The organism is Hyalangium sp., assembly GCF_035629615.1.
Lineage (GTDB): Bacteria > Myxococcota > Myxococcia > Myxococcales > Myxococcaceae > Hyalangium.
Map to the genome: position 1 here is coordinate 1 of NZ_DASPHO010000812.1, position 8889 is coordinate 8889.

Genomic DNA, 8889 nt, shown 5'->3' on the forward strand with positions numbered 1-8889 from the left:
CCGCTTCGGAGCTGCCCGCCTTCCAACGGACGCTGCGCAATGTGCTGCTGCGCATGGCCTCCCCAGAGGGTGGCGAGCCGACTCGGCGCCGGGTCCGCCGCGCGGAGTTGGAGTACCAGCACCCAGAGGAGAATGCCCGCGTCCAGCGCGCGCTGCTCACCCTGGAGGCCAGCCGGCTCATCGTAGCCAGCGATGACGGCGGCCCCTGCGTCGAGCCTGCTCACGACGCGCTGCTCGCGGCCTGGCCCCGGCTCCATGATTGGGTGCGCCAGACCCAGCGCGAGTTACTGCTATTGCGCCGCATCTCCCACGCTGCCTCCGAGTGGGCGCTGCAGGGGTATGCCGCGGACTTTCTCTGGACAGACGCACGTCTGGACCAGGCCAGCCTGGCTCCCGCCTCGCTGCATCAAGAGCACCTTCCCCTGGCGCTACCAGCCTCCTCTCCCGGAAGCCAACCGGCTGAGCCGCTGGCCTTCAACGCGGAGGAGAGTGCATTCCTCCGCGCGAGCGCGGATCGTCGGCGCTTCCTACGCAGGCGCCGCCACTCCCTCCAGCTCCTGGCCGCTGCCAGCATCCTGCTCATGGCCGCGATCGCCCTCTTCCAGGCCGACAGCGCCAGGCGGGAACAACGGCGCGCCGAGGAGAACGCCCTGCAGCTCTTGAAAGAGAAGAACGCTGTTCAGCAAGAGAAGCTACGTGCGGAGGCCAATGAGCAGAAGGCCCTGCGTCAAGAGCAGGCGGCGCTCGCTAGCGCATTGGAAGCGAGCAGACAGAAACAGGCCGCGGATGACAGCGCCCAGAGAGCGGCCCAGCAGGAGGAGCTCGCGAAGACCCAGGCCCAGGAGGCCAGCCGGCAGCAGGGGATCGCAGAGGCCCAGGCCCAGGAAGCCAACCGGCAACAAGCGATCGCGGAGGCCCAGGCCCTAGAAGCCAACCGGCAGCGAGAGCGCGCGCGGGCCAGTGCCCAACGGGCGCACGAGCAAGAGCAGGCCGCGCTGGACAGCGCCCAGGAAGCCCAGCGGCAGAAGGAGGCCGCCGACACAAGCGCGAGGAGAGCCCGGCAGCAAGAACAGGCCGCGCTGAACAGCGCCCAGGAGGCCCAGCAGCAGAAAGAAATCGCCGAGCACAGCGCCGCTGAGGCAAGCCGCCAGCAGCACCAGGCTTCCCTCAGTGCCGAGGAGGCTCAGACACAGAGGGACTCCGCCAACACCCATGCCCGAAGAGCCCAGGCCGAGGCAGATCGTGTCCTCCTCAGCACGAAGCTCGCCCAAGCCGAGAACCTCCTCAAAGAGGATCCTACCAAGGCAGCGCTCGTCCTCCGAGACGCCATCTCCTCCTCCTCTCCAGACAACCTCTGGCTACAGACAGCTCTGGCGCTCCACCAGCAGGAGGTCAGCGAAGCCCTGCTGATGGGGCTCGATTACTCCGTCACACTCCCACCTCAGTTCAGCCCTGACGGCGCTCGCGTCCTCACACTCTCGGGAAACACCCTCCACCTCTGGCGCACCGATGGTACCAGCCAGCCCCTTCTACTCACGGGCTCCGAGAAGCCTCCATACTCCGCCACCTTCAGCGCTGACGGCTCTCTCATCCTCGCGTTGGCTTCAAACAAGGCTCTCCTCTGGCGCACGGATCGCCCGGAACTCCCTGCCATTCTCATGGAAACCCAAGTCGCGGCCGATCTCGGCAGCAGCGGCTTCAGCCCGGATGGCTCTCGCCTGCTGATCACAGCCCGCAACGCCCTGCACGTCTGGCGCACGAACGGATCAGATCCACCCATGGCTCTCGTGAGCACTCAGGCCTCCTTGGACTCCGCGGTCTTCAGCCCGGATGGGTCGCTCATCCTGAGCAGCGCGTCGGACGGAACCACACAGCTTTGGCACGCTGACGGCACGGGCCCGCCGCGCACCCTCTCCCTTCCCTCCGCGCCAGCCTACTCAGCGCAGTTCAGCCCAGATGGAGGACGCATCGTCGCGCGCTCGGGCGCAACCCTCCTTCTCTGGAGCATTGACGGCCCAAGCGCTCCTCGGATCATAAAAGCCCCTGTCGAGTTTCTCGACTCCGTCGCATTCCACCCTCAAGGAGATCTCGTCCTCGCCACTTCCTCTCAGGGTGAGGTGATCGTCTGGCGCGTCACAGCAGAGGACCTCCCAACAGTCCTCTCCCCGCCTTCGATGCCCATGCGATCCGCTCGCTTCAGCCCGGATGGACAGCACGTCCTCGCCCTGGCGGACAACGCGGCTCACCTCTGGAACTTGAGGCACTCAGGCGCGGCCAGGATCCTGTCTGGATCCTGTGACTACATGAAGTCCGCTCAGTTCAGCCCGGATGGAGAGCACATTGCCACCCTCTGCCTGAATGGGACCGCCGTCCTCTGGAAGACCGAAGGGCCCGAGGAGCCTCAAGTCCTGTCCAACCCCGCCGTCCCGGTGAACACGCTCACGTTCAGCCCTGACGGGATGTATGTCGTCACCACCTCCGGCAACTCCGCTCAGATCTGGCGTGCGGATGTCCCTTCCTCGGTACGCTCCTTGAACGGCCACACTCAAGATGTCCAGCACGCGATCTTCAGTGCCGATGGATCACGCCTGCTGACCACCGCGGGCAACTCCATTCGCATCTGGCGGACCCATCCCTTGAACTCGGTCCCCTTCCCTCGGAGCGTGACCCCAGGCGTGGCCAGCGCCGCCGTCAGCCCTGATGGCTCCCAGGTCGTGACCACCAGCTTCGACCACACCGTCCATCTTTGGAGTACCCAAGGCTCTCAGCCGCCGGAAGCCATCGCGGATCCCTCGGCCCAGGTGTTCCTGGCCGAGTTCACCCCGGATGGATCACGCATCCTGACGTACTCCTTCGATGGCACTCGCCGCGTCTGGCAAACCGATGGCTCTGGCCTCCCTATGCCGTTGCCAGCACCCGGAGGACCCGTGTCCGGGAACTCCACGGAGGATCCGCTACGCTCCAGGTGGGGCTCCCGCTTCTTGAAGGTCTGGCCCGCTGTGGGGCTCTCCATTGAAAGCGTAGACGAGAAGACACCTCCCCTGCTCCTTCCCCATGCCGGACTCTCTCAGGCCTTCTTCCTTCCAGAGGGTCTGCGCATCGCGACCTTGTCCCCCCATGAGCTGCGGACCTGGCCCCTGGCCCCCTCGCTCGTGTCCACCTCCCTCCAGCACATGACGACCTCCTGCCTCTCCACCACGGAGCGCATCCACTTCCTCCGCGAGAAACCCTCCGAGGCCTACCAAGGCTTCTATCGGTGCGAGCGCTCGCATGGGCGCACCCCCGGAGAGCAAAACAGCCGCTCCGCTTCAAACCCTATCGACGACCCTGCGTTCTTCGTGAACCAGCTCTACCTGGATCTCCTGGCGCGGCCCCCCAGCCCCACAGAGCGAAGGCAGCTGCTCTCGCTCATGGATTTTTGCGGTACCCATGCAGGCTGTATGTACTCGGCAAGGCTGGAGGCCGCACGGATCCTCTTCGAGTCACCCGAGCACCGGAGCAACGAGAATCTCTACGAAGGTCCTCCTGGCTACTCCGTTCGCTACATCACCCGCGGATATACCGGCTTCGCGCGGCGGCGCCCCGAGGAGAAGGAGGAGTCCTTCTGGCGCTCGGGCAACTACCACGTGGAGGGTTACGCCGACATGATTGAAGGGTTCTTGATGGCCCCTGGGTACCGCGCGCGTTTTGGCCCTCCCTGAGGTGAACTCCCAGATGAACTCAGCCACTTGCTTGTCATTTTTGTTGTACCTCTTCTGCATGGGGCTCCTGCTCCCCGGTTGCTCGGAGGAAGCGCTCAGGGGCCCGGCGTGCAGCCAGCATACAGACTGCCCGGAGGCACCCGCCTCCTTTTGCGACCCGGAGTCCTCACGGTGCACCCCTCTCTGTTCGCAGGATGCGGACTGTTCGCCCCAAGCATGCCGGAATGGCCGGTGTGTGGATCCTCCCTCCGCCGAGGCCGCGGCTTTCTGTCAGGTGCTCCCCGGCTTCGTCCTCGGCCGCGTTGGCATGCGCGTGCGCTTCGACGTCAAGGCGAGAGACGCCGCGGGCGAGCCCCTGGTCCCCGTGGACGGCATCACCTGGACAGCAACGGCCGAGGCCGTGACCGGAGGTGGCTCGGGAACTCAAGCGACCTTTACGCTCACTGCTCCCACTGAGACCACCGCAGTTGTAGAGGCGCTCGTGGGCAGCACCGCATGCCAGGCTCAAGTGACCGTGCTCCCAGCAGGCGTGCCTCCGGGCCAGGTGCGCGTCCTGGTCACGGACGAGCTGACGGGACGCCCGCTGCCAAGAGCGCTCGTGGTGGCCTCCGATGCTCTGGGCAATACCACGGCCACGAGCGAGACGGACTCACATGGTGCTGCATGGGTGCCGGCCACGGGAGAGGTGGGCTTGAGCGTTTTCCACGAAGACTACGGCTACCTCACCCTGGCGCATTACGACACGGAGCGGGGCACACGTGATGTGTTGCTGCCGGTACGCAGAAATCCCCTGGACCTCTATGGCGGCGCACGCGGCACATTCTCCAATGTGCCTGCATCGAAGAACGTTCTTGTCGGCGTGTCAGGCCTCTCCGCCCCAGCCATGGGGTTCAATCTTGCGGAGCGGCAATTTGTGGGTCCTTCCGTGCCGGTGAGCGTGGACATTCTGGGAAAGCCACTGACCTTAAATCTTCCCTCAAACAGCTACGTCTCTCTGTCCTCCGAGGTGCTCCGGCCAGAGTACGCCACACCGGGAGTCGCGGGCATCTGTGATACGGAGCTCGCTGGCAACCCCATCCCTGAGGATGCCATCCGCGCGGGCGTTTGTGGAACACGCACCAGTTGGGCGATCACGGGAGAATTGCCACTCTCGGAGCTGAACTTCAACGGGATCGACCCGAGACACAATTTCCTATTTGTCCTGTTTCAAAACACCAACGTGCTGCGGCGATTCCACTCCTCGGTGGTGCGCGACGTGCAGTTCCGATTGAAACCCTTCTCTGATCTCAAGCCCGAACAACGCAACTACGAGGACACGGCTCACTATACCCCGGTGAACCATGGCTTCCAGCAGCTGCCGCTGGGCTTCCAGTTCCCCGTGATCGTGCCCACTCCCCCTCCCTACAGCAAAATCCCTTTGGACAGAATCAACATTATGGGAGTCGCAGACGAAGCTGAACGAGGAGCGACACTGCTGGGAGGAGGCTCCGCGGTCGTTCCAGACGCACTCAAAACGACCACTCTTGTTCGCGTGTACATGGCGCCCACACACCACGGACTCGAGGGCAGCCCCTACCGGCTGTTAGTGATTGCCAGCAGTACCAAGGATCAAGAGCCTTATATTGAAGACACCGCGAGCAGCATCCTGATCGTCCCCCTGGCAAAACTGCCCACGGATCCTCGGACCAGTCCTCCCGTGAAGATTACCAGCACCTTTCTTCCTGTACCCGGTGACGGTCGATTCAACTTCAACTCGTTTCCGTACGAGGGGCTCCAAGGCCGGGAGTTCCGCTTCCTCACCGATCCTGGGCTCGATGACGCTACCCTGGTCAACGTCCTCTTCAAGTCCAACGACTATCGCAACTGGGTAGTGCTGATGGATCCCAAGCACGCCATGACTGGCATCCGCCTGCCCCTGCCACCCAGCCACTTGTGGGATCGCACCCACATGGTGCAACTGTATTCTGAGGAGGCCACCTCACGAGCACGGCTACACGTCCAGGCGCTCTCCACGCGCAAGGCCGACAACAGCAAGCTGGATCTGAGAACTCTGGCGGAGGCTGAGGATGCCAACCTCGCTCTTCTGAGCGACTTCACCACCGCCATCTCAGAGCACGACCACGGGCGTCCCAAAGTGAAGTGGGTTGTCCCAGAACGGGATCCCAACATTGTCCCCAGAGTCGATCACACCACCTTGTTGATTGTGAGCGTCAGCGACTTTCACATCAACAGAGACCCTGCCGATGATGGCCATGTGCTGCTTACCTTCGAAGGCGGCACTGGGTGCGCGGCTCACAAGCTGCGTCGTGATGTACCCGCGAACCAGTCTCAGGGCGAAGCGCGCTTCCTCATCCCCTCAGGTTGCAGAGGGAATGGGGTCCGAATGACAGCGACCCTGGTGGACTCCAACAACGTCCCCCTGAGTCCACCCATCTCCGGCACCGTCATCGTCAATATCATCTGACCTGCGCGGGAGGACGCGGGTCCAGCCAGAACCCGATACGCTTCACGGCATACCTCATGGGAATGGCCTCGCCCTCCGGGGCCATGGCCACCCGCATTCCTCCCACCAGCAACTGATGCAGCAACCGCTCCAGCGGCGAGCCCGCGGCCCACACGCCCCGGTGCTCGGACGTCTCAAGCAGGCGAAGATCCACGGCTGTATCCGACGCGATGATGATCAACGACTCTGGCCGCTCTCCCTCCCGCGGCACAGCGGGGGGCCACTCCAGTTCCAGCCCTGCGAGTGTCCCGTCCAGACGCGCCCCCAGCAGCTCCACGCGCTCGGGCCCCATCACAAGCCCTGAGGGCTGCGAGGTGCTCAACAGCGTCACGGCTCCGCTCACCCCCACGTCGAATACCGAGACATAGAGCCGGGAGCGGCTCCGGTTGTGAAGCCGCAGGTAGAGACGCTCGCTCGCGCGCAGGCAGCTGCCCGCAATGGGCAACCGTACCTCCCGCCCGCCCACCACCCGCCCCCACTCCAACTCCAGCCCCTGCTCAATCCACTCCGCCCCCTCGCTGCTGACCAACTCGCGCAGCGCTTGTGCCCGCGCCAACACCTCCACCGCGCGCACAACCTCCCCCACACTCTCCAGCACCACCGGCAGCGGTTGGACGATCCGGTCCCTCTCCTGGTCCAGAACGTCCAATCCTTCCTCCGTCAGCCACACGTGCGCGAGAACTGGCTCCTGTCCGCCCTCCAAGGCCCGCCGCACGAAGGGAGAGGACTCCAGCCCCTCCCTCAACCGCAGCCAGAGCGGCGAGGTGGCCTCCCATGGCCCCCCGAGCGCCACCGCGCGCCGGGGATGTGCGAAGCGGATCCGGAATGCTGGAGCCCCCGTGGGCAGAGCCACCCCTGCCTCCCGCTCCAGAACCACCCGGCTGCATCCCCCCTGCACCTCAATGACCCGCGCCAACGCCAGCGCCCGTTCCGGGTCCGGCCCGAGCGCTCCCAGCGGCATCACCGCATATTCGTCCCCCAGGTTCACCCCGTGCAGCCTTCCTCCTCTCAGCCAGTGCCAGTTGCGCTCCGGGTAGTACACCAGCGCCGTGTCCTGCTCGAGTTCCTCAAGGTGGAACAGCAGCCGCCGGGCTGGGCCTTCGAGTTCAGGGCGCTGCATCGGACAGCGCGCCAACACCCGCTCGCGGACATGCCGGGCCAGCTGCCCCCACGACACCTGAAGCCCTCGTGCCTCCTGGAGCACCTCAAGGAACGTGTCGGTCAGCAGCCCCGTCCTCACGCCTCGCGTGTTGGTGTACTCGTAGGCGGGTTCATCGATCGCGCTGGCCACCAGCCGGACCGCGTGGGGGTTGCTCTCCACGTAGGGCCCTCCGAGCGCCACGCCCTGGGCTTGCAGCCGCGTCAGGTGCGCGCGCACGGCCGGCAACGACACCTCCGGCAGGGCCCGCGGCACCATGTCCATCCCGCGGAACATGCACGCCGCGAAGCAGCAGTCCAGCACCACCGTCACGTTCCGCGTCTTCGCCGTCAGTTCCTGCAGCAGCCCCGATAGCTCCGGCGAGGTGATGCCGCGGAAGTCCTCTTCCGTGGACTGATCGAAGTCCACCGGCACAATGAACTGGAACCCGCGCCCCGGCTCCGGAGACCACGCGCCATGGCCCGCGTAGTACACGAAGGCTGCCTCGTCCGGCGCACAGGTCTCGATCAGCCGCCGGTAGCTCTGGAGGATGCCCTCGCGCGTCGCGTCCGCGCCCACACAGGGGCTCACTTCGAACCCGCGCCCTCCGAGCACCTGCGCGACCCGCTGCGCGTCCCCCAGCACCCCGGTCAGTCCGTGGGTCTGGCTTCCAATGATGAGTGCATGTCCTGGCATGAGCCTGCTTCACAGCAAGGGGCGTACCGGCCTCAGACGGACATCTCCGTCCACCTGGAGGATGAAACTGTCCATTCTCTTCGAGGGCAAGACTCGTGACGGAGGGCTCGCCACCTGGAAGGGTCACGTCACGTTTTCAGTGTCCGAGGTCCTGAAGCGCGGAACCACCCCTTGCGCATGGCACACCTGTTGCTGAGTCACTGAAGCGCGATGCCTGAAGCATCGCTTCACACGCAGCACACCTGACTGGAGCACCTCCCCATGAGTCTCGCCTCCTCCGTCGTGCCCACCTACCCGATTCCGAGCCCCAACGCCTCGCCCGCCGTGACGTTCGGCGATCTCTACCTGCTCCTGCTGCGCCCGGATCGCAGCGGCCCGGAGCACCTCCAGCAGGTGCTCGCCGCCGCCGTCCGGTACGAGCCTCAGTTCCCCGCCACCGCCAGTGCGCTGGAGCAGACCCTCACCCGGATCCTCGGCCAGCCCGTGCGGCTCCGCGCACCCCAGCTCCACGCGTTCAAGCGGCTCGCGGACAGGCCCGTTCTCGCCGAGCTGTCCCCCTGGAACCTCCCGCCGCAGTACGGTGAGCTCCCGGAGATGGTGCCAGCCTCGAGCCTGAACGACATCTACCTGGCGCTCCTCAAGCCGGACGGGGGAATGATCAAGCGCTTCAAGGCGGTGCAGGCCGCCGCCGCCCTGTACGAGCCCGGCGTCCCGGGCAGCCAGGAGGCGCTGGAGCAGGAGCTGTCCCAGCTCATCGGCCGCCGAGTGCAGCTCAGCGCGCCACAGCTGCGCTGCTTCAAGGAGCTGCTCATCGACGAGCCGGCCTTCGCCCACATCGCTCCCTGGGAGGA

General features: G+C 65.4%; 3 protein-coding genes and 1 pseudogene. 3 read left to right on the forward strand and 1 reads right to left on the reverse strand.

Annotated elements, in window-relative coordinates; translation table 11 throughout:
• Both VD972_RS40730 and VD972_RS40735 read left to right on the forward strand, forming a co-directional pair.
• Positions 1-3701, forward strand: a pseudogene (locus tag VD972_RS40730) (hypothetical protein); the annotation flags it as partial.
• 235 nt (positions 3702-3936) lie between these two features.
• A complete protein-coding gene (locus VD972_RS40735) occupies positions 3937-6165 on the forward strand; it encodes a carboxypeptidase-like regulatory domain-containing protein (RefSeq protein ID WP_324994630.1) in 2229 nt (742 codons plus the stop codon).
• Here the strand turns inward: VD972_RS40735 and VD972_RS40740 are convergent.
• On the reverse strand, positions 6158-8038 hold the full coding sequence (locus VD972_RS40740; protein ID WP_324994632.1) for a caspase family protein: 1881 nt from the start codon (positions 8036-8038) through the stop codon (positions 6158-6160). The genes VD972_RS40735 and VD972_RS40740 overlap by 8 nt on opposite strands.
• A gap of 261 nt (positions 8039-8299) precedes the next feature.
• Here VD972_RS40740 and VD972_RS40745 point away from each other — a divergent pair.
• The coding region (locus VD972_RS40745; protein ID WP_324994634.1) for a hypothetical protein at positions 8300-8889 on the forward strand (590 nt) is incomplete at its 3' end.

Bases quoted from the DNA above. Each gene is read 5' to 3' on its own strand.
- VD972_RS40740 (WP_324994632.1), bottom strand. From the start codon at position 8,038: ATGCCAGGACATGCACTCATCATTGGAAGCCAGACCCACGGACTGACC.